Genomic DNA, 24,503 nt, shown 5'->3' with positions numbered 1-24,503 from the left:
GTGATCCTTGTCTGCAGGTGTGGCCGCGTTAGCGGCACTGTCACCACCCCAGCCTCACGGAAGCCGGAAGTATCAACCACACCCCCCGATGGGTACCACTGACAGTGACAGGCCGCGGCCCGCTGCGCGATCCTCTACCCGTTCCTGACGGACCTGTCATGTCAATGTCCCAATGCGTCTTCAATCGCTGGGTGACACTCGCAGTGACACGACACAGGGACGGAACACCGGCACAATGGTGGCCATGAGTAATCTGAGTGAGCTTGGGGAGTTCCTTCGGGTCCGGAGGGCGGCTCTGCAGCCTGAGGACGTTGGGCTTCTGAACTACGGCATCCGGCGCGTGCCCGGCCTCCGCCGGGAGGAACTTGCGATGCTGGCCGGCGTCAGTAACACCTACTACACCCGTCTTGAGCAGGGTCTGAGCAACAACGCCTCCGAGGCCGTCATCGATGCCATCGCCCGTGCTTTGAATCTGAACACGGACGAGCGGGCACACCTTTTCAACTTGGCCAGTCCGGGCAAGACCAAACGGCGTACTTTGGCCAAGCCTGACAAAGTGCGGCCTGGGACAATGCGTCTTATCCAGTCCATGTCGGGTACTCCGACGGTCGTTCTGGGTCGCAGGAGCGAAGTTCTGGCGTGGAATCCGATCGGGCACCGGCTGGTGGCAGGGCATCTGGATCTTGCCGCCCCTGAGGTGCCCTCGACGCGTCCGAACATGACCCGGTTGTTGTTCCTTGACCGGCACACTCGTGAGCTCTATACCCGCTGGCAGGAGGAGGCTACCCGTGCCGTGGCGTCCTTGCGGCTGGTGGCCGGCCGCACTTCTGAGGATCAGGAGCTGGCGGCCCTGATTGGCGAGTTGACCTTGAAAAGCGAGGAGTTCGCGAACCTGTGGGCCAAGCACCCGGTGGAGAACTGCATGTCCGGCCTGAAGTACATGCATCATCCCGAGGTCGGTGATCTGGAGTTGAACTTCGAGGTCCTCACTCCGCCTGACGACTCCGGCCACCGGATCTTGATGTATACCGCGGACCCGGGCAGCTCGGCTGCCGAGGCCCTCCAGCTGCTGCAAAACTCCATCGGCGCCCAGGGGTCAGTCAACGCGCTGGCGGCCGGGCTCGCCTCCTGAGAACGCCACGGCGCCGCGCCGCATCCTAGATCATCGCGCAAGGTCCTCAGCCTGTTCAGGATCTTCTCCACTGTGTCAGCTGCGGCGTGCGGCCGTGGGACACCGTTCAGTCACCTGCAGTTGACGTAGCGTGTTCAGAAAGGGCAGGCGGAACGGAGGAACACAATGACCGAGGTTGAGAACGACGCGTGGAGTGGCCGGCCAGGCGAACGGCCTGAGGATGCTCGTCATGCAGGTGCCGAACTGTCAGAGATATTTGATTCGGTCGACTCGTGGTACGTCGACGGGGCGATCAAGCTTCCAAGTGTGCAGCAGCGTTCCTCTCTGAACGGGGACGACAAAGGACAGATCCGTTCCCTCTGTCGCACGCGGTCACACGCAATCTGCTCATCGGGATTGATCACCTTCATGCCTTGCGCGCTGCACTGCTGATCGCAAATTCGCTGCATACCTACGCGCCGTTCACACTGATCCGTGGCGGCCTTGAGGGCGCCATCAATGCGCTCTGGCTCCTGAAGCCGGATCAACGTGGTGAGCGGATTACCCGCCACATCCTGGCGGTCCGTGCAGATGACAGGGACCAGACTACGATGGCCGCCTGCGTCGACGAACCGCCTGCAACCCCGAGGGACGATTGGATCGAGAAACTCATCAATGAATGCGGCCTTGACCGTTCCAGGGTGCGGGGCGGCGTCCCCTCGTTCGGGTCGATAGCGAAGACTGTCGACAAGGAAACCTGGTGTGACGGTGAGAACATCGGCGAGCTGGGCTGGCGGATGTGCAGTGGCATGGCCCACGGACGGGAGTGGTCCACCTTGGATGTCCTTCACCGGCAGTTCGTCCAGGAGGTTGCCGAAGGCGTGTCGGAAGTTCGGCTCACAGCAGGAATGACAGACATTGCAGTGCTGACCCAGCTGGCGTATTCAATGCTGGCCGAGGCGATCACCCTGTTTTCGAACCGATCGAGCCCGCAATACTGACTCGCTGCTGCCAGCGGGGCGGGCTGATGCGGGGCTCCGAACGGAACGAAGACCCGGTCAGCTGACCGGGCCTTCGCTATCTGCCTGATGCCCTTCTAAGTCACAGATGCGCCGGCTGGTGCCAGTTCACGCGCTGCCGGTTTCGGGCGGGGCCTGGCCCAGCGGTCCATGACCGGCTTCTCGACGAGGGCGTAGAGCGCCCAGCCGCTCAGCAGGGTCGCGACGAAGAACCCGGCCACGACCAGCCAAGCAGTGGGTGTCGCGTAGACCTCGTTGCCCAGCAGGATGCGTCCGTAGAAGATCACGACACCCTGGCAAAGGTAGAAGCCGAACGACACGTTGCCCAGCCAGACCATCGGCCTTGAGCCGAGAAAGCCGGATCGGCCCGCGATGTCACGGGTGGCTACGGTGCAGATGATCGCGGCGACAGGGACGATCGTGGCAACGTTGAAGGAGTACACGAACGGGACCACCATCGCGGCGGCGTAGCCCAGCACGCACAACACGAGCGCATGCCACATCTTGAGGGGAATCCAGCGACCGGACAGGACGATGCGGGCCAGGATGGAGCCGAGGATGAACTCGAACAGCCGGGCGGGCGGGAAGATGTAACCGAACCAGAACTGGGTCACCGAAACCGGTGTCAGCGCGGACACCGGGGTGGCCGGGATGAGGTAGGTGGTGACAAGCTGCACAGCCACCATCGCCGCCACCATGATCCAGGCCCACACCCAAAGCCGGTTTCCCGGAATTTTCCGGATCGGGACCATCAGCAGCGGGAACAGGACGTAAAAGAGCAGTTCGCTGTTCAGGGTCCACGACGGCGGATTTACCGCGACGTAGATCGACCCGTCCGGGATGAACGAGTTCACGAGGAACAGGTTGCTCACCCATCCCAGCGGCGGGTTGATGGCTGCGGCAAACAGGATCATCGACAGGACCCACATCACCAGATGGTTGGGGAAGATTTTCAGCAGCCGCCGGCGCCAGAACTGGCGTTTGGCTTCACCCGGCTTCGATGCCCACGCCAGCAGGAAGCCGCTAAGGACGAAGAAGAACGACACCCCCACGTACCCGGCCTTGCTGACCAGCCATTCCAGTGCGGAGCCGAGCTCGGCGTCCGCGAACGGGTTGATGGGATCATTCGGCGGGATCGGCGAGTTGGACAGCGTGATGTGGAAGAAAAAGACCAGGACTGCGGCGAAGAACCGCAATCCGGTCAGGGACGGCAGTTTACTCAGCCGCGGGTGGGCGAGGGTGGCTTCCGGGACGGTAGCGGTCATGAGGCACCTCCGGCCGGGAGTTCGATGCCGAGGCTGTGGGTGAAGAAGTTTGTCGGGTCCCAGCGGCCCTTGGCCCGCTGCAGCCGCGGGTAGTTGCCCTTGAAGTACAGCGTCTGCCAGCCGGTGCCGGAACGGTTGCGGGCCGGATCGGCCATGTCAACGTCCGGGTAGTTGATGTAGCAGCCGTCCAGTTGCTCGCCCGGGACCGGCGCGCCGCCCGTCGCGGAGAACATCCCCTCGTACGTTTCCCGCTCCCAGCCGAGGTAGAAGTCGTCGTCGGCCAGGTCCGGCCAGAAGGTCTGCAGGCAGAGTTTGAACGCGGACTGGCGCTGGACGTTGGCTGTAGCGTCAACGGGAACCGCGTTGACTTGGCCGCCGAAGGAGAACAGCACGAGCATGGTGTTTGGGTTGGTGAAGTCCGGCCGGCTCATCTGCCGGTAAAGGACGCCGATCTGCTCGTCGGTGAATTTCCGGTTCAGGTAGGCGGACTTGTGGGCACCCCGGCTGGTCGGGTTGGTGATTACCGGATTGTCGGTCCCGACGAGGCGGGTCGCCTGCAGCCAGGGGATTTCGCGGGTCTTGTAGAACTCGGGCATGGCCGGGATCTCGCCGTTGGGCTTCTCCAGGGGTTCTGGCGTGACCGCGACACCGTCCAGAATCGCTGCCACGTAGCGTTCCATGACGCCCTTGGCGTCCGGGGCGGCGGCGTCGATCTGGGTGAACATGCCCAGGCTGCCGTGGGCCTTGGAACTGACGTTGAAGAGGCTGCTCAGGTGCGATTCGGGGGTGCCCGGGTCGCGATGCTGTTCGTGCCAGGTGCCGAAGTTGGTGATCAGCCGGCGGAACTTGAGTTCATCAAGCTGATCCCACGGGATCGAGATGCCGCTGACGAGCACGGTGGACGGGGCCTTGACCAGCTGCTCGGAGGGGTTCTTGCCTTCGGTTCCCGGCGACCGGAACCAGTACTTGGTCACAATGCCCCAGTTCCCGCCTCCCCCGCCGGTGTGCGCCCACCATAGGTCGCCCAGTTCGCCCATGTCATCGCGTGTGGCGGTAACGGTGCGGACTTTGCGGCTCGCGTCCACGGTGACCACTTCCACCGCGTAGAGGTGGTCTACGACCAGGCCGTGGGAGCGGGAGAGCAGCCCGTATCCGCCCCCGGCGATGTGTCCGCCGATGCCGACGCTGTAGCAGATGCCGCCCGGGATGGTGACGCCCCAGTTCTTGTACAGGGCCTCGTAGGCGTTCATGATCCGGGCGCCGGGCTCAATGGCGAAGGCGCCCATCTTCTTGTCGTAGTAGACAGCGTTCATGGGCGAGACGTCGAGGATGACTTGGACGGAGGGGTTGCAGACGAAGTCCGCGAAGCAGTGCCCGCCGCTTCGGACGGAGACCTTCTTGCCGGTGCGGACGGCCTCACGGACAGCTTCTTCTGCGTCCTTGGCGCTGGTAATCAGCCTGACGTAGTCAGGTTTTGCGATGAAGCGCTGGTTGTTACCAGTCATCAGGTCCGCGTAGCGGGAATCCCCGGGTTGGACGACGGAGCCGTCCGGGACTGTGGGGCCGGATGCGGCCTGGGCCTTGGGTGCGGTGGCTGTGCCCAAGGCCGTCAGGGAAGCTGCGGCGACGGTGCCGGCCGAGCCGGTCATGAAGAACCGGCGGCCGATGCCGTTTTTCTCTGCGGTGGTCATTACTTTTGTCCTTCGCCTTGAGGTGTGTTGTTGGGATGCAGGGTGATCTGGGCCTTGGGGGCTACGAAGTAGTGCTGCACCGAGTAGGAGATGGTGGCGTAGTCCTCTACACCCCGGGAGTTGAAGTCGCCGGCGACGATCCGCGCGATGGACTCGTTCGAGACCTTCCATTTCAGGAAGAGGCCCTTAGCCAGGTCCACGGCTTTGTAGTAGTAGGCGCCCTGCCAGGGTTCGGGCCCGCGCAGCCCGATGAGGAATTCATCGTCCCCGTCGCCGTCGAAGTCCCGGCACATCACGGTGTGGCCGGGGCCTTCGCCGTTCTCGTTCGGGTCCCCGTAAATGTCGAGGAGGTGGCGAGTCCAGCCGGCAGCTTCGGCGTCTCCTCCGCTTCGCGTGTACACGGCGACGGTGTTGCCGTGGAAGGGTTCGATGGCGGCCACGTAGGCGAGCGGGTCATCGCCGATGCGGCCGCCGTCCACATCGCCGCTGCCTTTGAAGGTGGTCTGTTCGAACTGGCTCTCTTCGCCGTCGCCGATGTGCTCCCAGGCCCAGGTCCGGCTGTCTTCGTCGTAGTACAGCCAGCTGACGCCCTCGTCTGAGGCCATCAGAATCGAGTCCAGGGCAGAGCCGGGGATGATGTCCTTCTTCTTGGCGACGCCGTGGATCATCCGGAAGTCTGAGTCGCTGACGATCTCCTTGTCCCATTCGGCGCGCGGGTCATCACCCGGGGTGAACAGGACGACCGGCAGGACGGCATGGACGTCTTCGACGGCGACGATCGGGAAGCCGATGATCTGGATCTTGTCGGTGCGGGTGAAGTGTCCGACCCGCAGCCGGTGCATGCCGATGGCGCGGCCGACGTAGTGCCGCTTCCAGTTTTCCGTCGATTCGGACGGGTTCCCGGGATTTTCCAGCCAGTCGATCTTGCCGCCTTCTGGGTCGGCGTGGTGGATGGTGCCGCCGGGTCCGTACAGCTGGTAGCAGACGACCAGGTCGGTGGTGCCGTCCCCGGTGACGTCGCCGAAGTCCATACCGACGGGTTCTTTGATCTTGTCCACCACCAGGCGCTTTTCCCAGGCGGGATTCTTGTACCAGTAGATTTCACCGACGGTCAGGCCGTAGCCGACAAGATCGGGTTTGCCGTCGCCATCGATGTCGGCGGCTTCCAGCCAGTAGCCGTCGCGCAGGAAGTCGGTCACGGTTTCGCTGCCGAAAGCTGGTTCGGTGATGTTCAGGCGCGGCGCGGAGGCTTTAGGCAGTGCTGGTGATGTCATGAGAGTGCCTTTCGTGTCTTACGAGCTCAGTGATGCAGCAGCAGGTTCCGGCGAGCCGGACTTTTGAGGAATTCGGCGCAACAACAGCACCGCGGCGCCCATAAGCGCAACGGCCGTGACGGCCAGGCCTGCACCTACCCAGACCGGTGACGATAGGCCCAGGCCGGCGGAGATGGTGACACCGCCGAGGTAGGCGCCGATCGCGTTTCCGAGGTTGAACGCCGAGATGTTCACCCCGGAGGCCAGCGTCGGTGCGCGGTGCGCGAAGGATAGGACGCGGGTCTGCATGCCTGGAACGGCCGCGAAACCCACAGTGCCAAGAAGGAAAAGCGTGACCCCGGCACCCCAGGGGTTGTTGACTGTGACGGTGAAGACCAAGAGCACAACGGTCAGGATGGTGAGGAGGATGAGCAGGGAGCGGTCCAGGTTCGCGTCGGCCGCCCGGCCGCCGATCAGGTTGCCGGTGAACAGACCCGCGCCGAACACGACCAGCATCCACGGCACAGCCTCCGGCGAGAGCCCGGAGAGCCCGGTCAGCATCGGTGCGATGTAGGTGAACGCGCCAAACATTGCTCCGAACCCAAATACCGTGACCAGTATGGAAAGCCAGACCTGGCCGCTGGCGAAGGCGCCGAGTTCACGGCGCAACTGCCCGGGACCCCGGTGCTCGGCGTCCCGCGCGGGAACGTACGCGATCAGGCCGGACAGGGCGATGACCCCGATGATGGTGATGGCCCAGAACGTCGCTCTCCACCCCAACTGCTGACCCAGGAAGGTGCCCAGCGGCACCCCAAGGACGTTGGCGATAGTTAGGCCGGCGAACATGACCGAGATGGCCCTGGCCTTGCGGTCCGGAGCGACCAGCGTCGAAGCGAGCACCGCGCCGATCCCGAAGAACGCCCCGTGGCAGAGCGCTGCGACAACCCGGCCTGCGAACATCGCGGTGTAGTCACTGGCCACAGCCGAGAGCAGGTTTCCCAGAATGAACAGGGCCATGAGTCCGCATAGGACCGCTTTGGGCCGCATTGATGCTGTCGCGGCGGTCACGAGGAAACCGCCCACGGCGACGCTGAGGGCATAACCGGAGACCAGGTGCCCGGCTACCGGAATGCTGACTGAAAAATCGGCGGCCACCTCGGGCAGCAAGCCCAGAATGACGAATTCGGTTAGCCCGATCCCGAACCCTCCGACAGCGAGGGCCAGGAGCCCCAACGGCATACCTCTCACGCCGCTGCCCTGGTTGCCGCCGGCACGAAGTCCGCGCCGGGGACAAACGGCATCGCGGCAGGACCGAGCAGGAAGTAGTGAGCCACTGCCGCGATGGTTCTGTCGGTGGCTTTGCCGTCACCGTAAGGATTGATAGCGGTAGCCATCTCCATGTACGCGTTCGGATCATCGAGCAGCCGGTCCACTTCGTGGACGATCTGGCCCCGGTTGCGACTGACCAGCCGGGAGCTCCCGGTCAGGATGGATTCGCTGCGTTCGGTAATTTCGCGCAGCACCAGGGTCGGCTTGCCCAGGGCAGGGCCTTCTTCTTCCGCGCCGGAGCTGTCGGAAAGGATGAGGTCGCTGCGCTGCAACAGACGGCAGAAGCTCAGGTATGGCAGCGGGTCCACCAGGTCCACGTTGGGCAGTCCGGACAGTATCGGCACCATGGCTTCCCGGACTTTCGGGTTCAGGTGCAGCGGCACCACGATCCGCACGTCGTTCCGGCGCGCGGCGATGTCCGCCAAGGCGGCCGCGATCTCGCGCATGGGACGGCCGTGGCTCTCACGGCGGTGCGTGGTGGACAGGATGACCTTGCGGGGGTCGTTGTCCAGGTCTGCCAGGGCCGATTCGCCGTAGTCGCGGAGATTGTTCATGCCCCAGTGCAGGGCGTCCACGATAGTGTTGCCGGTGACGACGATGGAGTGTTCCCGGACGCCTTCGCGGATGAGGTTGGCGCTGTTGCCCGGAGTCGGGGCCAGGTGCAGGGCGGCGATCTGCGCAACCAGCTTCCGATTTACTTCTTCGGGGAAAGGTGAGTAATTGTTGCCGCTGCGCAAGCCGGCCTCTACATGGATGATCGGCACAGAGCGGTGTAGGGCCGCCAAGGCTCCGGCCAGGGTCGTGGCCGTATCACCATGGACCATGACCGCGTCAAGTCCTTCCATGTGGTCCCCGGAGCAAAGCCCTTCCAGGATGCGATGGGTGACTTGGGAGAGGGTCTGTTGGTCCTTCATGATCCGCAGTTCCACGTCCGGGGTGATCCGGAATTCCTCCAGGGTGCTGTCCAGCATTTCGCGATGCTGGCCGGTGGAGATGAGCACCGGACGGAACCGCGGGTCCCGGATCAGGGCGTGGATGATGGGAGCAAACTTCACTGCCTCAGGTCGTGTTCCGAAGACTATTCCAATGGTTTTCATGGTTTCTCTCCTGAAAAAGGGTGTGGCGGATCGACCGGTTGTAACCGGCGACAGTTGGCGAAACGGAGTGATTTTCTAGCTGGTGATGCTCTAGCTGAGGTGGTATTCCACGGCGAGCCACACGCAGTCGGTGTCGGCTCGGTACTGGTGCCACGGGTAGATGAAGCGCCCCTCCCGCTCCAGACAGAACGGAACCGGGTTAGTGGCTCCCGGACTCAGCTGCTGATCCTCATAAAGGGAGCCGTGGTCCGGGGAAGTGAACTTCTGCATCCGGCCGAAACCTGAAATCTGAGTGTGGACTTCGATGAAGTCGTGGCTATTGTGGATGCCGCAGTCGGTCCCTGCGGGGCTGAACCAGAGGTTCGCCTTCACGGTGAATTTTTCCTCCCCTCCGGGAAGCCCGGGTTGTCGGAGCACGGCCGCGGGGTCAAGCGCTACTTCAGCAATGGTTGTCTGCGGCGACCGCAGCAGGACAGGCTTGGCGGGCACGCCCCCATAAAAATCGGTCCAGCCAAGTTCCCTGGCCAACAACTCGCCGTGCCCTATGTTCTCCATGGAGACGACGACGAGCAGGTCCCCTGTCACAGTTCCTCGGACGAGGACGGTGGAGCTGAACGACGGCAAAGCAGAGACCTGCCCGTGGCCGACGAAGGCATCCGTTCCCGCAAGATTCACGATGACCACGGGGCCGGCGACCTGACGATCCTCTACGTCCCGCAGCACTGTGACGTAAGCCAGCGGACTGCTGAACGACAGGTCTTCCGATAAGACAGTTCTCACAAATACCCCCGAGGTTTCAATAAGATCCGTCCCCATGCAGTTACTGGCCTGCACACAGAAGTGGGACAGTGTGGATGCCTCCGGCGAGGCCACCACACTGTCCCACTGGAGCAAGTATCAGCAGTACTAGGCCACGCTATCCACCCCCTGTCAGTGATAGGCAAAGCAGGGACAGGCGCGGGCGGCCCAGGTTGGGAAAGATGAAGCCATGACCTCAGACACCTCCGCGCGGCCCGGGACGGCCTATCTGCACGCCCCCCGGACTGATGTCCCCTGGACGGACAGGACCATTTCCGGCGCCGACGGAGCGAACATCCGGCTGCGCATTTATGAACCCGCCGCACAGCCGTCCGCAACATTGGTGTGGGCCCACGGGGGAAGCTGGACGCGCGGCTCCATCGAGGGCTGGCACGGCGGATGCGAAGCGCTGGCCGCTGCAGGGACCGCCAGGATCATCAGTGTCGGCTACAGGCTGGCCCCGCGATGGCCCCATCCCACGGCGGTCATGGACATCGCCTCGGCAGCCCTTTGGGCGCAGCGTGAGTACCGGCACAGAACCTTTGTCGGCGGCGACAGCGCCGGCGGGACCCTGGCTGGAGGTGCTGCCCTGTGGTTCCGGGATAGCGGCTTACCGCTGGCGGGCCAGATCCTGGCGTACCCGCCGCTGGACCCGGACTGCGCCGCCGGTTCCTACCTCCAGGCCGGCCAGCCCTTCCCGCCCCGGACGCTGCTGCTGGACTCATGGCGGGAGTACGCCGGATCGGGCGAAGACCTGCGTGACCGGCTCTACCTGTCCCCGCTGCACGCACCAGATCTCAAAGGGCTCTGTCCCACCTCGCTGATCGCCGGGACCACCGACCCCGTCAGAGACGACGTCGAACAATTCGCCGCCCGCCTGACGGCCGCGTCCGTAGCCGTCAACCTGCAACTAAGCCCATCCATCGCGCACGGACAGTTCCTGGACACCTCCCCCTACCGGAGCAACCCGGTTCACGACTGGATCCAGTCCCGCCTCGATGCCCTGCCCGACCACCCATAACGAGCTACGGAGTAACAAATGAGCGCAACCAGCCCGAACACGGCCCCACCTCAGCCCGCCTACACCCAGTCATTGCTGCGGCATTTCGCGGACCTGCGCGACGGCACCCACGGTGAAGCTGTCAGCCGTCAGGACAAGGAAGCGCTCTTCCGGTCCGCCGTCGAACTTCTGGATCCGTTCGCCCGGCAGGCCTTGGAGGAGATCAACGAAGTGCTGATGCTCGACCAGGGCACCGTCGAATCGTCGGGCGTCGGCAGGTCCGCCGACGCCGGTCAGGTCTGCTCGTGGACCCTCGCATGGGCCGAGCAGCGAGCCGCAGGCATCCCGCCAATCACCATCCACGCCTTTTACGGGCGAGGTTTCCACCACCCCCACCTGCGCGGCGGTACCGTCCGTGAATGGCCACTTAACGTGTTCACGCGCCAACAAGCGGCCGAAGAGCTGCCCATCCTTCGCGCAATCGCCTCGGCCGAAGTCCACAACCTGGTCTTCCTGGCCGACTACACCATCGTTCCCTCGTCCAAACCCGGCACTACGACGTCAACGCGATGAAGCTCTCCGTCCTCGACCAATCCCCCGTCGCCCACGGCCACACCAAGGCCGAAGCGCTGCGTGAAACCATCGCACTCGCCCGGGCCTCCGAAAAATCCGGCTACCACCGGTTCTGGGTCGCCGAACACCACGACTCCCCCAGCTTCGCCGGCACCACGCCCGCCCTTCTAGCCCTCGCCGTGCTCGACGCCACCTCCAACATCACAGTCGGTTCCGGGGGAGTGCTGCTCGGACTCCACCAACCGTCCCAAGTCGCCGAAGCCTTCGAAATTCTCTCCGCACTGCACCCCGGCCGGGTCAACCTGGGCGTTGGCCGGGCAGGCAGCGGCGGAACCGGGGAATTCAACGAAAAGCTCATCGACCTGCACACCCGGCTTGGCGTCCTCCCCGGCGCGCCCGGCCGAAACGACATGGACATCTGGCTTCTCGGGGCCGGCAGCGGCTCCGCTCCCCTGGCCGCCCTCTTCGGCGCCGGATACGCCCACGCCCACTTCCTCAACCCCGGCAGCGGGAAGACGGCACTGAACCAGTACACGGCACATTTTCAGCCTGGCGCACGACGTGAGCGGCCCGAAGCGCTAGCTGCAGTGCGCGTCATCGCCGCGGAAACCGACTCCCGGGCGCAGCGGCTGGCCGACACGGTCCGGCTCTGGCGGGCACGCAAGGATCTTGGCGACGACCGGCCCTTCCCCAATTATGCCAAGGCCGCGCAGTCGTCGTGGTCCCAGGAGGAGATCCAGCGCCGCAACGCCAACGAGGACCGCCTCATCGTCGGGGCCGCCAACGATGTCGCAGAGAGGCTGACCCGATTTGCCGAAAACCTCGGTGTGGACGAACTGATGATCACCACTCCTCTGCCCCGGCTAAAGGACAGGATCCTCTCGCACGCCCTCCTCGCCGATGCCGTCGCCACACTTACGCAGGAAACGGTGAAAACTGCGCCACCCCGCCCCCGGGTGTCCCTGGCAGGCCACTCCACCGCGGAAAGGACCGGGAATGCATCCGTTGATCGCAGCCATCCGTGAGCACGCCCGGCAGCACCCGGGCAAGGCAGCCCTTCGCTGGAGGTGCAACGACTACCCGTACGCCGCCCTGGAAGCCATGATCGACACCCGGGCCCGGGCCCTTCAGCTAAAAGGGATCCGGGCAGGCGACGTCGTTGGGTTCGACGCCGCCCCGTGTTTGGACGCCGTGGTGGACACCGCGGCGTTGTGGGCCCTCGGCGCGTCTGCGACGCCCATCACCACCGCAGCCTCCGGAACCCTGGCAGGGAACGCAATCCGGAGCGGGGCAGCCGGATTCATGTACCCAGGAGGCGACTACGTCAGAACCTCCGTCCCGGCCAACCCGCCGGCCTCCAGCTCAGTAAAGCAAACAAACATAGCGGCCCTGGTCCTACCGTCGGACCCCACTCGTACCGCGGGCTCCGCCACGTGGCTGGACGAAGAGAAACTGCAGCGCTTTGTCCTGCGGGCGGAGAAGCGATTCACCTTGTCCGCCCGCACCGTCCTGGGTCTCTCGACATCAGAGCAACACCACTCGCTGCTTGATGTATGGGCTCCCCTGGCCGCCGGAGGGACGGTGGATCTGCTCACCGACCACGGCTCCCTGCAGTGCGCATCACTGATCCAGCATTTCCGGGAGACGGAAGCCGACCTGGTCGTGGCCGATCCTGCCTTCTTCCGGCGCGCTGCCGTCCGGGAGGCGGTGTTTCCGCAATTCAGAGACGTCCTGGTCACCGTTTACCCGGACTCGCCAACACGGACCGCGATGGCAGATGCGTTTCCCTGTGCCATCTTCCACCAAACGGACATTCTGGCCGGCGACGGCACCATGATCGATTACTGTCCGGCTGAATTTGCCCGTGAGCTGCCACAAGAGCTGTAGCGCCGAATAAAGCCCGACACGCATTAACAACCACGAGCCGAAGGACAATCATGCGTAAAGCTGTCATCCCCGCCGCAGGACTCGGAACACGATTCCTGCCCGCCACCAAAGCGATGCCCAAAGAGATGCTCCCGGTTGTCGACAAACCGGCCATTCAATACGTGGTCGAGGAAGCCGTCCGGGCCGGACTAACCGACATCGTCATGATCACCGGCCGGAACAAGCGCGCACTGGAAGACCACTTCGACCGCGAGCCCTTCCTCGAACAGACCCTCGCGGCCAACGGAGATCACGTCAAGCTCGCTTCAGTTCGGGAATCCTCCACCCTGGCGGACCTCCACTACCTCCGCCAGGGCGACCCAAAGGGCCTTGGCCACGCTGTCCTGCGTGCCAAAGCGCATGTCGGCAACGAACCATTCGCCGTACTCCTGGGCGATGACCTGATCGACGAACAGGACGGCATTCTCACAGAAATGGCCCGGGTGCAGGACTTGACCGGAGGTTCTGTGGTCGCCCTCATGGAAGTTGAACCGGACCAGATCGGCGCTTACGGTTGCGCGGACGTGCATCCGGGTTCCGTCGACGGGGCGCTGTCCATCCGCGGGCTCGTCGAGAAACCAGAACCGGCACAGGCCCCATCGAACCTCGCGGTCATCGGACGCTACGTCCTGCACCCCCGGGTGTTTGATGTCCTCGAGCAGACCCCTCCAGGCCGCGGCGGCGAGATCCAACTGACTGATGCTCTGCAGAGCTTGGCGGTTTCGGAAGGCGAAGGCTCGGGCGTCTACGGAGTGATCTTCCGCGGCCGACGATTCGACACCGGCGACAAACTCAGCTATATCAAGGCAGTCATGACCCTGGCGCTTGAGCGCGAGGATACAGGCCCGGGGCTGCGGCACTGGCTGGACGAAGTAATGGCCCCTGTAGCCTGACCGGGTATGCGCGGAATTGGTTCGAACGGTTGAAATCTCCGTCCCGTGTAGGAGCACTCGGCGAGGTTCCCAGCACCGTGGTGCCCCCTGGTCAGGCTCGCTAGACCGCGAAGATGCTGGTGTGATTTTCGAAGTCGCTTGCTTCAAAGCATGCCCCGACAGCAACACTTCATCCATCCCACCGTGTCGGCGTGGGCCTGGAGGCGTGTGCTCAACGCGGGAACCAGCACCTGAAGCTGAGCAGCAGCATTCTTGCCCGCCAGATGATGACTGGATAACAGGATGGTTACAAACAGGTCGACCGGCTTGTTTTTTTCACTTTGGGGCGATTGGATGAGAGCCGCGGGGTTCCGGCAATCATTCCGGGACCTCGCGTAATGCGTGAAATCACAGGTCAACGCCATATGGCAAACGTAAAAATGGGGGAAATATGAAAACTGGAACCATTCGGCTGCTCGCCGTTGCAGGTTTGGTCACGGCCGGAATTGCCGGCGCCGTCGCTCCGGCGCAGGCAAGTGTTTTCGGTTGCGCCACCAGCACGGTGTGCGTTTACACGGGCACTAACGAATCAGGCGCACACCAGGACATTAGCGGCTTTGCTGGATACGTCGACCTGAACTCGACCATCCATGACCACGCGAATTCATGGATTAATGCCAACAATACGCGAAAAATGCTGATCGGTGAGTGGCGCTCAGGCTCATACTATGTCGGACAAGTCTTGAATGCTGGCTGGTACGAGCCCAATCTGGGAAGCGTAGGTTTCGCCAACGCGGCAGACTTCGTGGACTGGGCATAACTCTCTTACTAGACGAGTTGCTTGGCGGACGGCGTGGCACGAAATGTCGACCACGCCGTCCGCTTCTGGCTCGTGAGGAATAACTATCGGGGCAGCATTATGAAGAAACGCAATTTTGGACTAATTGGAGGCGGCCTGCTTTGCATTGCCCTGACCGCCACGACAATGGGCATCGCTTCGGGCTTTACAACAACTGCAGAACAGGCGGCTCGGGCCGTTCCGCCATCTCCTTCTGTCATCACGGCTGCAACCAGACTGGGCCAGATCTCCGACACCACCCAGCTGGCGTGCGCACCAGGATTCCGAACGCGTGCTTTGGTCGCTCCAGCAGGCGGCAGCGGCACCGTGATCACGTCAGTTGCCGTTAGCGCTGGTGAATCTGTCGGCGATGGCACGTACGTTGGTGAGGCCAATGGGCTCCCAATGTTTACCCTGACGGGGCAGTTTCCCCTCTACAGGGACTTGAAGCTGAAGGACACCGGACCCGATGCTCTACTCGTCAATAACGCGCTCGTGCGTGCCGGTGTGCTCTACGCTCAAACCGAGCCATCCGCGTCCACTGTGACTGAGGCCACGGCGGCGGCCTTGGCCTATCTGTATGTTCAATCCGGTCACGCCGCCCCCAAGAGAGACGAAGTCCTGGTCGCAGCGAACCGCTTTCTCGTTGTCCCCGAGGAAGGAGTGGTTGTCGGCGCACCGCATCTGCCCGGCGTCCTGGGAGCCTACCCACTCCTAACCCTAGGATCGGGAGGGCGCGGTCTGAATTGCACCGGGACTAATGGGACACTGCCGCCGGAAGCACGCGCAGGTCAGTCCGCAATAATTCCGGCGATCGGTACCGATGGCCATGAAATTTCCATCATTGATACGGATGCAAGCGCTCTACCAGCCACAGGCGCAGTTTCAGGGGCCGGGTCAAATGCAGATGCGGGCGCCTCATCAAATGTCGCGCCCGAACCGACAGTGCCGGCAACGTCCAAAGCAGTTTTCATTCCAGTCGCGTCAGGCACCGAGAAGCTAGCCAATCCTGTGAGTGCCTCGCTGGTCCTCGACCAGTCCCCTCCGGAGCAGCTCATCGTGCCCAGTGCCGCTTTGTGGACGCGAAACGGCGTCAGCATGGTTTCCGTGGTCAAGAGCGACACACGCACGGACGTGGAAGTGACCGTGGTTTTCTCAGCGTCCGGTGAATCCGCCGTCGTGCCAGCGAAGACCGACCCCGCACCGCTCGCCGCAGGAGACGCTGTTGTGGTCTCAGGTTCCGCGTCGTGACCCTCACCAAAACCGTCTTTTCGACCGCCGTATCCGGCCGGCAGCTGACGAAAAGCTACGTGACAGGCTTCCAGAGAACCCCTGTACTCACCGACGGATCCTTCGATTTCGCGAAGGGCCGCCTGACTGCCATCGTCGGGACGTCCGGTTCGGGAAAGAGTACTCTGCTCAATATCCTCGGACTTCTCACAGCACCAGATGCCGGATCGCTGACAATTGGAGGCACAGAGACTGGACACCTGGGCTCCCGCGCACGGGCAGCTTTTCGCCTGGAAAACATTGGCTTTGTCTTCCAATCGTTCCACCTCATTGAACACAAAAACGTTCGAGAGAATATCGCACTCCCCTTGCTCTACACAGGAACCGATGCAGGTGAGCGACAACAACTTGCTGACGACGTAATACGCCGACTCGGTTTGGAACATCGCAAAGATGCCATGCCGCGAACACTGTCCGGCGGAGAAAAGCAGCGAGTCGCGATCGGGCGTGCAATCATCACCCGACCAGCGCTTTTGCTATGCGACGAACCAACAGGAAGTCTTGACTCCGAGCGCACACGAGACGTTTTGGCCCTCTTGAAAGATCTGACCGGACCCGATCAGGCAACCGTCATCGTTACGCACGACGAGTGGGTTGCTAGTCAGTGCGATGAGGTCGTGCGGTTGGATGATGGTTGTGTCATGACTTCCGGGACCCCATTGGAAGCGCCTGAAGGCTTGGCCGATTTCAAGTCCCCCCGCCCTAATCCGATTTGGGTGCTGCGTGGCTTGCGGGAGGCAGCCCAGGCAGTGCTGAGCCGGTTTCGAAGAAATTCGTTCACCATGCTTGGCGTGGCTCTCGGTGTGGCATCGCTGGTTCTGACCGCTGCACTTTCAGCAACGATTTCTGCCCAACTGTCCGATAGGTTCAACGTATTTCTTGCACAGCGCGTCAGCCTGAGCCCCGCAGATGACCGACTACTAACACCCGCCGAAGCCCTGGCATGGCAACAATCGGACGGACTCAGCCGGCTCAGCCGACTAAACGGCGTCGAAGAAGTCGGTGCTCTTCAGACTCTTGATCCGTCGTCTTCGATTTCCTTGGCACCGTGGGAGAAAAAACAAAACGACAACATCATTTACGCCCCCATAATCGGTGCCGCACCTTCGGGGTTGCGTGCGCTCGGATTGGAAATTGCGGCGGGACGTGAATTCGATGAGGGGCATGTTGCTCGGAAAGACGACGTCGCACTCGTTGGGGAAAGTCTGATGAAGAGGTTGGGGCGACCGTGGCAGCCAGGCATGACGCTCTACATCAACAAGACTCCCCGACAGATTATCGGTGTGGTCAGAGAGGACCTCACGTCCTCTGAATCGGCTGCAAGCGTCTACGTGCCGTTGGGCACCTCTCCACTCCCGGAGCCTGCTCCGGGTCGCGTGAGGGTCCTAATCAAAACCGCGCCCGGGGCAGCATCAAGCGTCGCCAAGGAAGCTTCGCTTGCTTGGAACCCCACAAGGCCGCAATCGGTCGCGGCAGCAGCACCACCGGAACCCGACACACTTCGTCAGTCGGTCGACGAGCAATCCAAGACCATGCTCATCGCCATGTCAGCCCTGGCGCTCCTCATCGGGGGCGTTGGCACCATGAACACATTCTTGGTTGCGGTCATGGAGCGCCGCCGAGAAATCGGCCTCCGGATGGCCATCGGGTCCGCCCAGTCGGCGATCGTTGCCCAATTCTGCTTCGAAGCAGTCTTCACGTCATTACTCGGCGCTGGACTAGGCGTGCTCGCGGCGTTGAATGCCTTGGCAGTCATCGCCTACTTGAACAAATGGACCCCGGTATTTTCTCCGGAAACAATCCTGCTAGGTCTGGGGGCCGGGGTTGCCATAGGCCTGCTCGCGGGAGTTTACCCGGCCATAAAGGCAGCTCGGATTGATCCCGTAGAAACCCTTTATCACACATGAAACTCTAAGGAAAATTGCAATTGAAAATGACACACATGAATGTCAAGCCAAGAAAATTTGCCCTTTGCCTGGCCGTTTCAGTGGCCGTCGCCGTCTCCGCTAGCGCTTGTTCCAATGCACCCCAATCTCTAAATCCATCGTTGCCTGGGACTACGCCAGAGAGTGCTGCCGATCCTCTGGCGAGATCGAAAGTTGACACATTTATCAACCCCGAGGGGCCCGCGGAACAGGCACGCGACATTGTAATTGCGAAATGCATGCACGAGGCTGGCTTTGATTGGACACCCTCCACACCTTCTCCCGTAACCGTTCTGCAGTATTTCGGGGCTCCGCCACTGAGCATTGAAGACGCACGCACGCGAGGCTATGCAAGGGCATCGACCGGGACTGAGCAGGAGTCGCAACAGTCAGATGCCGCCCAAGCCGCTTTCGCGGGTTCTCCACAATCCGGCAAGGTTTCCGTCGACATTTTTGGGAGCCAACTGTCTATCTCTCAGGGTGGATGCCTCGCGAAGAGTTATGCGGAAGTTTACGGTTCGGCTGAGAACGGCATGAAGGCCACAGGGGTGTCAATCAACGCCGTCCTTCCCGCAGTTAATGCTGCTTCTGCCGACCCGGCCATAGCCCCCATTCAAGAAAAATGGAGTACATGCATGAAGACAGCTGGCTTCACAGACCTACGCACGCCAGGAGAAGCGCTCCGGAACTTCCTGCAAGGTAAGAACCGGGACCAGGCCGTTGCCATCGCAGACGCCAAATGTCGCGAACAGACCGGTTTCCAGACAGCCGCCAACGCTGTTTTGTCCAAGTATCTGACCGCATTCCTGCGGGACAATGAAGCAATGGTCACGGAGATTCAATCGATCCGAAACGCTGCGGGACAGACGGCCCAAAAGATACTAGCCGGCACCCAATAATCGGCTGACGCTGCCCGCGAGGCGTCCAACGCACTTCGCGGGCAGCGCGTCGGGGCCCCTGTGTCACTGCGAAGTGGACGCACCTCCGTGAATACGGTGTGTGGTCGGTCTTTCGGCCGGATCTTTTTGAACGAGCGTGTCTCGGGCTGAGTATCCTCGGATCGCAATACTTGACTCGACGACGGATCGACGCCGACACTGGCCGAGTTCTCTCGATGGCGCCGCTGAACTGATCTTACAGGTCACCCCGTGCACAGGATCCCCGGAATTGTAGCCCCTAGGACGAAGCCGGTTCTGCCGCGCGTAAGAAATGCGGCTGGGTTGGAGCTGGCACCGTCCGCCATCGTCTCCTGCTCCGTGCGCCGGCTAACCGGACTGCCCCGGCGCGATAGTCTTGCGCACGCCCCAAATTGCGGTCTAGCGCGTCGCCCGTCCACAAACCGTACGACCGGTATGCTTTGCTTGCCAGAACCAGGTGAGGAAGAAAATGGTCCCCGACAATTCAGAGTGTGACCGGCGCGCGAAAGACCGCTTCGGTGCCACCATTCCGCGCGAGCTCGTCCACCGTCGCGCCATCTCGGAAGTCCTTCTGACTGGCATTCACACAAGCGGCAACGCGGTTTACACCGTGTCCGCGCAGTGGCCGCGCTGGCATGTCTTCTTTGGTTCCGTGCGTCACGGCTTCGACTCTGCACTCGTGGTCGAGACCCTTCGCCAGCTGACTGTTCTGGTTGCACACACGCAGTTGAACGTTCCGCTGGGCATGCAGTTCCTCATGCCAGACATGTCGGTTTCGATGGCCCCCGGAGCCCTCCAGGACCCGTCCCGGCCGGCAGAGGTGACTGTTGAAGTCGTAGTTACGGACATCAGGGCGGCAGTCCAGGGAGTAACGGCCTTCCGCACCAGCGCCATATTCTTCGTGGACGGACAGAGGATCGCTGCCGGAACGGCCGGAGCACGAATCGTTACCCCCGAGGCCTACAACCGCATCAGATCCCACCGCGGCGTTGCGGTCGGCTGCCGGATGGGTCGGCCAGTGCCCGCAGCCGAGGTAGGGCATCTCTCGCCTTGGAACGTGGTCCTGAACGAGAGCTCCGACACAGGCCACTGGCCGTTGAGAGTGGATGTCTCAAATCCAATACTCTTTGATCACCCGCTGGATCATGTTCCGGGCGTTCTGCTCATCGAAGCTGTGCGTCAGGCGGTGCGCCTCGCGTTTCGGGATCCCTGTTTGGATTTCTTGACGGTCGAAGCCCAATTCGTCTCCATCGCCGAGTTCAGCGACGAAGCCACAGTTGTCCTGGAGTCCGTATCGGACGGACCAGAACCTGCCATCGTGCATGCAAGCATTCAGGCCGCAGGCAGGGTCCGGATGCAGGCAAGGATTACAGCAAAGCGGCTCGTTTCAACCGGGATTCACCAGTGGAAATCAGTCGGGACAGAGCGCTCGGCTCTTCGTGAAAATCTTCATGCATAAGTCCAGGCAAGAGGAGCGCCCACATCTCTTCAATGCGCTGCATGACATCCGTACGCCCGGTCAGGACATCGGACACCATTTGAACTCCCGTGAACGATGCAACAATGTACCGGGCAAGAGCGGCGGGGTCGATCGACGAACGAATTTGCCTCTCGTTTTTACCCTGGGTCGTGAGTCGCTCCATCGCAGCAATCCAGTCCTCGTACGGCCCTCTAACTGGCTGGCCGAAGGTGGCCGCTTCAAATGTCAGACGGATACCGGCCTTCACCACGGGCTCGTGGATCAGTTGCAGACCAAACGCTCGGCACATGAGGATCATCGTCGTAAGCCCGGGCTGGTTGCCCCCAAGTATTGCTTCGCTATGTGCCATAACTATGCGGTGCTGCTCCTCAATTACCGCTTTGGCCAGATCTTCCTTGGACTGGAAATGAAAGTAGAGGGCTCCCTTTGTCACCCGTGCCGCTTCGGACACCTGGGTCAGGCTGGCGTTGCCATATCCGTGCTCCTCAAAGACGACTGCAGCGCCGGCAACGATCGCCTCACGTGTTGCTTTTGCGCGATCCTGAAGGACCATCGGTGAACCTCAACTCTAGTCAGAACACATGCAGGTCGGACGTCAAGGCTTCTGCGTTCTCGGGGGTGCTGGCATCGCGTTCAACCAGGGTATTGCTGATCGGGGCCACCGGTTTCATCGGAAACCGAATCCTTCGAGCACTGCAGGCACGCAATGACGTCCTTATCTCGATCGTAGCAAGACGGCCCACCGACTTCATTTCCGCCCCCCTCCCGAAGATATTCATCGGAGATGTGTCAGACCCGGAATCCCTCGGCCCTGCAGTCAAGAACGCGGACGTCGTGATCAACGCGGCGTCCTACGTCGGGAACGAACCGAAAATGGCACACTACGTCAACCACCGGGGAGCACTCTCAGTTATCGAGGCCTGCAGGAAGTCGAACGTCCAGCGGATCGTTCATATCAGCTCCACTGCGGTGTACGGTAGCGGTCCACACCGAGCGACATCTCCCTGGGAAGCAACTTTCCGCCCGGAGTCTGAGGTCAGCCGCAGCCGGGCACTAGGGGACGCGGCAATGCTAGCGGCCGGTGGAATCGTCATCAGACCGAACTTGGTCTACGGCCCTGGAGACCGCTGGTTCATCCCGGGGGCAGTCCGAATGTTCACTACACTCGGCACGAACTTAGAAAACGGACGCGCACTGCTCTCCACGATTGACGTTGCCGACCTCGGCCGACTCGTGGCCGCCTTGGCCGTCACAGCCTCGCATGTTTCCGGGGCGTTTCACGCGGCCAATCCAAAGCCAATCGCCCTCGCCCAACTGCTGGCTACCATCGACCGGCACATCGCTCCACTGATGGCCCGGGGAAATTCGCGTATCGAGGAGGCGATACGCACCCTGGAACCGGCGGGATTCAGTCCCCATCAGATCAAAATGCTCGGTCTGGACCACCACTACCAGTCCCACGAACTCTGGGATATGGCATGCCTACCGTCGACCAGTTTTGAAGTCTCACCCGAGGCGATGCTTTGGTACCGCAGTAGAGTCGCGTCCACAAGGCCCTCTTAGAGCTGGCCTTCGCTGAGTCCAAAGGCGTCTCCGTTCGAAAGCTCTTGCCCGCGTCCCCACTGCTGAGGCCGGCGAGGCGACTATGCAGGAGCACGCTCGCGGTCTTCTGCTGCGAGAAGTCCCAAGCCCGTTTGCCAGTGGAGTCTTCGAATCGCTCGTGCCGGATTAGAACGAGGTTGGCCTTCGTCAGCACGTGGTGCTGGCTCACTCTGGGCAGAGAGAATGTCAACAGGAACACATCCCCGGGGCTCACAGGCAGCGGTCCTGTTCGTCGATCCCCTGGAGCGTGGGCCGGGCTGGGCCATCTCAAATTCGAAGGACCACTTGGCCCGCAACTACCCGGTCGGCCTGCCCCCGTGTGCTGGCAGACCGGATAGGCAGGGAGTCGCTCTACAGGTTATCCCTGAGCCAGGTGTTGAGAACATCGGAGAGTCCGTGAGTCGCCCAGCCCTGACCCCCGACAGGAACGACCACGACGTCATCATTTGCGTCAATGTGGCCATTAATCCCGTCGCGGAGCTGGCCCGCCGTCAGGGCGGTCTTCACGAAGAAGCTGCTCTTGAGCGGCTTGGCCCAGCTGTCGTGTGATTTGAGGTAGCTAATGAGATCTTCGTAGTTTTGACCAGTCTTATTGAGATCGTAGTTGACCCAGTGAACTGCCATATCGATTGCCTCCAGATAAGTGGATGTCGGGAAAGTACCCGACCAGCTCAAATCTTACACGTACGGGTCAAAATATCCACGTACTCTTTACAAATCGCACGTACCCCTATAAATTTGCACGTAACGATCCTTCGGAGAGGTCGCGACTAGAAGATGGGATGTACGTGAGTTTCAAAGGAGAACCAGTGACAGTGATTCGCCACCTACGCGTTGTGCATGATGCGGGTCAGGATCACTATGAGGGGATCATGACTGGGGCTTGGTTCGCGGATAGCCTGACCACAGGTGTCCTCGAGTACGGCGGAAACATCCGCCCGGACTGGCAAACCGACAAGATGGGTGCCAAGACCCGGCGCAAAGTGGAGCGCTGGACCGAAGAGTTGCTCCAGAACGATGCCGTGATGGGCAATCTCAGCGTCCGCCTCGACCCCGGCAAGTGCGATTTCGATGTCGATCAAGACGAGGACGGAGACTGGACGCTCAGTATCTGGTCGGGCCACCTCGACACAGCTGTCGACTCGCAGTCGCGAATCACTTCAATCATTCGCGCTGTGAACAATCCTTTGGGATCGTTTGACTCGCAGACGCGATTTGCGACACGCATTTGGGTGGCCGATGACCAGCTCGCCGCCCGTGTCGGCTCCGACTACAACACGCGAGGCGACAAGGTAAACGACACTGCGGCCAAGTTCGCCTACCAAGACAACGCTGAGAAGCGCATCGCTCGCGCGCTCCTCCAGAACAGCCCCCACCTCGGGGTTGACAACGTCGAGGTGCTAAAGAACGCAGTGTCTGCGTCGAGTTCGAAGCTTTTTGCTTTCAACACTCTGACGCAGGCAATGGAGTCGTTCTGGCATGGCGATCCCGTCAACAAAACTGAGGAGGAGGCCCAGGGAAGGTTCCTTGTGGACTACTGGGATGCTCTTGTCTCAATCCGCCCGGAGTTCGGACGACTGGGAAAGACCGAGCGCACTGCGTTGCGTGGCACGTCGATGGCAGGCACCGCGCTTTCCATACACGGCATCATCGCGATCGCGTATGAGATTTACAAGCGTGACCTCAACTCACAGGAAGTTCTCGCGCCCCTGGCCGAACCGGTTTATACCGATGGGGATCGCGTCGACTACTTCTCATACAAGAACCCTGTCTGGACGAAGCTCGGAGCGCTAGTTGACACTAACGGCAAGCAGCAACTACGAATGAGCTTCCAAACCCGCCGTACCGTCGCAGCTGAATTGAAGCGTCGTCTCGGATTGGAAGAGCAGGTCTCCATCGAAGGGTAGCCACCAGGCCAGCGGCCCTTCCGGCGGTGCCCGTGAGCAGTGCCCCGTAGCTGCCGCCCTCGATGACCCCCAAGGCACCGAGGTCGCCGCCAGTGCGGCGTGCAGCCCAGGCGATCGCACGGTTCCTGGCGGCGTGGGTATTCGGAGAGGCCTGCGTACCCGGATGCTCGCCGCTGGCAGCGATAACGGCAGGGTAAGTGTGCGAGCGTGAGTGTCCACGCCGATCACGAAAGGGTGGGAGCATGCGACAGTGGTCATCACAGCCGGGGTTCCTTCCTCACGAAGGGGCAGATGCTTCAGGCCGCGCGGTGCGGCCTGAAGCTGGCCCGGGTTAAGGTCACTCCGAGGCATTCCTGTGACGAGCCACAGTCCTGGCCCTGCGGACGCAATGAGTAACCACTGTGGCTGCCAGCCACAGAGAATTCAGCCTCCGATGTCTCGCGGCCACCGCACCCCAAGCCCTTGACGACCGGGATGACCGCGCTGTGCGCCACCCCTCAACACTTACAAGCAATCGTTCATGCGGAGTTGCACCAGCGCAGGGACGGCCGCTCACCATTTTGGGGGGTCAGGTTCTTTAGGTTTCCCCTTGCACGCTGGCTCAATCAGC

At 61.9% G+C, this 24,503-nt stretch carries 22 protein-coding genes; 14 read left to right on the top strand and 8 right to left on the bottom strand.

Annotated elements, in window-relative coordinates:
* Positions 1-244 precede the first annotated feature (244 nt).
* Both ACFVTM_RS03970 and ACFVTM_RS03965 read left to right on the top strand, forming a co-directional pair.
* Positions 245-1,132: a helix-turn-helix transcriptional regulator gene (locus tag ACFVTM_RS03970; protein WP_390202115.1), complete on the top strand. Its 888-nt coding sequence runs from the start codon at positions 245-247 to the stop codon at positions 1,130-1,132.
* A 413-nt stretch (positions 1,133-1,545) separates the two neighbouring features.
* Entirely contained in the window at positions 1,546-2,112 is a 567-nt protein-coding gene (locus tag ACFVTM_RS03965) for a hypothetical protein (protein ID WP_390202053.1), read from the top strand.
* A gap of 95 nt (positions 2,113-2,207) precedes the next feature.
* Here ACFVTM_RS03965 and ACFVTM_RS03960 read toward each other — a convergent pair whose 3' ends face one another.
* From ACFVTM_RS03960 to ACFVTM_RS03935, 6 genes are all read right to left on the bottom strand, one after another.
* Positions 2,208-3,395 carry an acyltransferase family protein gene (locus ACFVTM_RS03960; RefSeq protein ID WP_390202052.1) on the bottom strand — a complete coding sequence of 396 codons (1,188 nt, stop codon included), beginning with the start codon at positions 3,393-3,395 and terminating at the stop codon, positions 2,208-2,210.
* A complete protein-coding gene (locus ACFVTM_RS03955; RefSeq protein WP_390202051.1) occupies positions 3,392-5,086 on the bottom strand; it encodes an FAD-dependent oxidoreductase in 1,695 nt (564 codons plus the stop codon). The genes ACFVTM_RS03960 and ACFVTM_RS03955 overlap by 4 nt, the downstream gene beginning before the upstream one ends.
* Complete coding sequence (locus ACFVTM_RS03950) at positions 5,086-6,360, bottom strand: FG-GAP repeat domain-containing protein (protein ID WP_390202050.1); 1,275 nt, start codon at positions 6,358-6,360, stop codon at positions 5,086-5,088. Before ACFVTM_RS03950 ends, ACFVTM_RS03955 begins: the two co-directional genes overlap by 1 nt.
* 18 nt (positions 6,361-6,378) lie before the next feature.
* Positions 6,379-7,578, bottom strand: a complete 1,200-nt coding sequence (locus ACFVTM_RS03945; protein WP_390202114.1) for an MFS transporter — start codon at positions 7,576-7,578, stop codon at positions 6,379-6,381.
* A gap of 5 nt (positions 7,579-7,583) precedes the next feature.
* On the bottom strand, positions 7,584-8,765 hold the full coding sequence (gene wecB, locus ACFVTM_RS03940; RefSeq protein ID WP_390202049.1) for a non-hydrolyzing UDP-N-acetylglucosamine 2-epimerase: 1,182 nt from the start codon (positions 8,763-8,765) through the stop codon (positions 7,584-7,586).
* 90 nt (positions 8,766-8,855) lie between these two features.
* Complete coding sequence (locus tag ACFVTM_RS03935) at positions 8,856-9,581, bottom strand: hypothetical protein (RefSeq protein WP_390202048.1); 726 nt, start codon at positions 9,579-9,581, stop codon at positions 8,856-8,858.
* A 172-nt stretch (positions 9,582-9,753) separates the two neighbouring features.
* Here ACFVTM_RS03935 and ACFVTM_RS03930 point away from each other — a divergent pair, with 172 nt between their 5' ends.
* The 10 genes from ACFVTM_RS03930 to ACFVTM_RS03885 all read left to right on the top strand — a co-directional run bounded on the left by ACFVTM_RS03930 (position 9,754) and on the right by ACFVTM_RS03885 (position 20,363).
* Positions 9,754-10,584, top strand: coding sequence for an alpha/beta hydrolase fold domain-containing protein (locus ACFVTM_RS03930; RefSeq protein WP_390202047.1), 831 nt, complete (start codon positions 9,754-9,756; stop codon positions 10,582-10,584).
* Positions 10,585-10,602: 18 nt separating this feature from the next.
* On the top strand, positions 10,603-11,136 hold the full coding sequence (locus ACFVTM_RS03925) for a hypothetical protein (protein ID WP_390202046.1): 534 nt from the start codon (positions 10,603-10,605) through the stop codon (positions 11,134-11,136).
* Complete coding sequence (locus ACFVTM_RS03920) at positions 11,133-12,161, top strand: LLM class flavin-dependent oxidoreductase (protein ID WP_390202045.1); 1,029 nt, start codon at positions 11,133-11,135, stop codon at positions 12,159-12,161. Before ACFVTM_RS03925 ends, ACFVTM_RS03920 begins: the two co-directional genes overlap by 4 nt.
* Positions 12,133-13,023 (top strand): AMP-binding protein, encoded by an 891-nt coding sequence (locus tag ACFVTM_RS03915; protein ID WP_390202044.1) that lies wholly within the window; start codon positions 12,133-12,135, stop codon positions 13,021-13,023. Before ACFVTM_RS03920 ends, ACFVTM_RS03915 begins: the two co-directional genes overlap by 29 nt.
* 50 nt (positions 13,024-13,073) lie before the next feature.
* Positions 13,074-13,955: a UTP--glucose-1-phosphate uridylyltransferase GalU gene (gene galU, locus ACFVTM_RS03910; RefSeq protein WP_390202043.1), complete on the top strand. Its 882-nt coding sequence runs from the start codon at positions 13,074-13,076 to the stop codon at positions 13,953-13,955.
* Between the two features lie 430 nt (positions 13,956-14,385).
* Positions 14,386-14,754 (top strand): peptidase inhibitor family I36 protein, encoded by a 369-nt coding sequence (locus ACFVTM_RS03905; RefSeq protein ID WP_390202042.1) that lies wholly within the window; start codon positions 14,386-14,388, stop codon positions 14,752-14,754.
* A 99-nt stretch (positions 14,755-14,853) separates the two neighbouring features.
* Positions 14,854-16,023: a hypothetical protein gene (locus tag ACFVTM_RS03900; protein WP_390202041.1), complete on the top strand. Its 1,170-nt coding sequence runs from the start codon at positions 14,854-14,856 to the stop codon at positions 16,021-16,023.
* Positions 16,020-17,969, top strand: a complete 1,950-nt coding sequence (locus ACFVTM_RS03895; protein ID WP_390202040.1) for an ATP-binding cassette domain-containing protein — start codon at positions 16,020-16,022, stop codon at positions 17,967-17,969. The genes ACFVTM_RS03900 and ACFVTM_RS03895 overlap by 4 nt, the downstream gene beginning before the upstream one ends.
* A gap of 35 nt (positions 17,970-18,004) precedes the next feature.
* A complete protein-coding gene (locus ACFVTM_RS03890; protein ID WP_390202039.1) occupies positions 18,005-18,886 on the top strand; it encodes a hypothetical protein in 882 nt (293 codons plus the stop codon).
* Positions 18,887-19,373: 487 nt separating this feature from the next.
* A complete protein-coding gene (locus ACFVTM_RS03885; RefSeq protein ID WP_390202038.1) occupies positions 19,374-20,363 on the top strand; it encodes a ScbA/BarX family gamma-butyrolactone biosynthesis protein in 990 nt (329 codons plus the stop codon).
* On the opposite strand, the gene ACFVTM_RS03880 is transcribed toward ACFVTM_RS03885, so the two are convergent.
* A complete protein-coding gene (locus tag ACFVTM_RS03880; RefSeq protein ID WP_390202037.1) occupies positions 20,272-20,937 on the bottom strand; it encodes a ScbR family autoregulator-binding transcription factor in 666 nt (221 codons plus the stop codon). The two genes, ACFVTM_RS03885 and ACFVTM_RS03880, sit on opposite strands and share 92 nt — an antisense overlap.
* A 2-nt stretch (positions 20,938-20,939) precedes the next feature.
* Here ACFVTM_RS03880 and ACFVTM_RS03875 point away from each other — a divergent pair, with 2 nt between their 5' ends.
* Entirely contained in the window at positions 20,940-21,947 is a 1,008-nt protein-coding gene (locus tag ACFVTM_RS03875; RefSeq protein ID WP_390202036.1) for an NAD-dependent epimerase/dehydratase family protein, read from the top strand.
* A 390-nt stretch (positions 21,948-22,337) separates the two neighbouring features.
* On the opposite strand, the gene ACFVTM_RS03870 is transcribed toward ACFVTM_RS03875, so the two are convergent.
* The gene (locus tag ACFVTM_RS03870) at positions 22,338-22,610 is read right to left on the bottom strand and encodes a hypothetical protein (protein WP_390202035.1); all 273 of its coding nucleotides are present in this window, start codon (positions 22,608-22,610) and stop codon (positions 22,338-22,340) included.
* A 185-nt stretch (positions 22,611-22,795) separates the two neighbouring features.
* On the opposite strand from ACFVTM_RS03870, the gene ACFVTM_RS03865 reads away from it, so the two are divergent.
* The gene (locus ACFVTM_RS03865; protein WP_390202034.1) at positions 22,796-23,893 is read left to right on the top strand and encodes a DNA sulfur modification protein DndB; all 1,098 of its coding nucleotides are present in this window, start codon (positions 22,796-22,798) and stop codon (positions 23,891-23,893) included.
* The last annotated feature ends 610 nt before the right edge of the window (positions 23,894-24,503 follow it).

It is taken from the genome of Arthrobacter sp. NPDC058130 (assembly GCF_042884475.1).
Classification (GTDB): domain Bacteria; phylum Actinomycetota; class Actinomycetes; order Actinomycetales; family Micrococcaceae; genus Arthrobacter.
This window is presented reverse-complemented; position numbering and strand designations above follow the sequence as displayed.